Origin of the sequence: Desulfovibrio sp. 1188_IL3213 (assembly GCF_036763145.1) — a bacterium.
Classification (GTDB): domain Bacteria; phylum Desulfobacterota; class Desulfovibrionia; order Desulfovibrionales; family Desulfovibrionaceae; genus Desulfovibrio.
In genome coordinates this window covers 1-874 of record NZ_JBAIYR010000665.1, presented here as the reverse complement: position 1 = coordinate 874, position 874 = coordinate 1, and the positions used below count along the sequence as shown (strand labels likewise).

The 874-nt window shown below is 56.6% G+C and carries 1 protein-coding gene and 1 pseudogene; both read right to left on the bottom strand.

The annotated features are described in order from the left end of the window. Positions 1-133: 133 nt before the first annotated feature. Complete coding sequence (gene dksA / locus V6C16_RS14400; RefSeq protein ID WP_012623938.1) at positions 134-496, bottom strand: RNA polymerase-binding protein DksA; 363 nt, start codon at positions 494-496, stop codon at positions 134-136. A gap of 133 nt (positions 497-629) precedes the next feature. Next, a pseudogene (locus V6C16_RS14395) lies at positions 630-874 on the bottom strand (tRNA(5-methylaminomethyl-2-thiouridylate) methyltransferase); the annotation flags it as partial.

Here is an 874-nt window from a genome sequence, read left to right as displayed (position 1 = left end):
ACAATATCATTCAAAACACGGCAGCAAGGTTGTCACAGGCGGCCGCACTCAACCGCATTCCCGCGCGGGCCGCCCCAAAGGGCATGACGAACACGGGACGCAACGGCCAGCGGCGGGCCTGCACCAAGGCTGCCTAGTCTCCTCTGAGGTGTTCGTCTTCTTCCTGTTTGGCCTTGCAGTTGATGCAAAGCCTGGTCACAGGGCGGGCCTTAAGGCGCGGAATGCTGATATCATCACCGCAATCTTCGCAGATGCCATAGGTTCCATCATCTATACGGGTCAATGCGGCCTGAATCTTACGGATAAGACGCCGCTCCCGGTCACGAATACGCAGGGTAAAAGCGCGATCGGATTCGGCAGTGGCCCTGTCGGCAGGGTCAGCGAACACTTCGTTACTGTCAGTCAGCTCTTCAATGGTGCTGTCGCCCTTTTGCTGGGCCTCTTCAAGCATACCTGAAAGAAGTTTACGGAAATATTCCAAATCCTTGTGATCCATGTAATCCTCCGGCGGACGCCGCTGGGGGCGTAAACACAAACTATTAACGCAATGGACCCCTATATCTTCAAGCGCAGACTTTGTAAAGACGTTTCCCAACCTTTGTCGACATGTGCCGCAACAGTGGCTGGACTTAATTTTCCGTAGTATTTCGATCTGTTACATGAGCATGCGACATGACCGCAAGCCTTTCCCTGGCTTCTGCCCTGATGACGGCCTTCACATCGTCCCAGGGCGTTTCGCCCCAGGCGTCGCCAAGCCGTTGCGGCACAACATCCAGATCAAGCGCATTCTCGTCCTGCATTCCCTGACGCGCCCGCACAGCAACCCCTCCGCCCTGGGCCACGGCCTTCGGCGCATAGGAAGCCGCATGCGCGG

Bases quoted from the DNA above. Each gene is read 5' to 3' on its own strand.
- dksA (WP_012623938.1), bottom strand. From the start codon at position 496: ATGGATCACAAGGATTTGGAATATTTCCGTAAACTTCTTTCAGGTATG.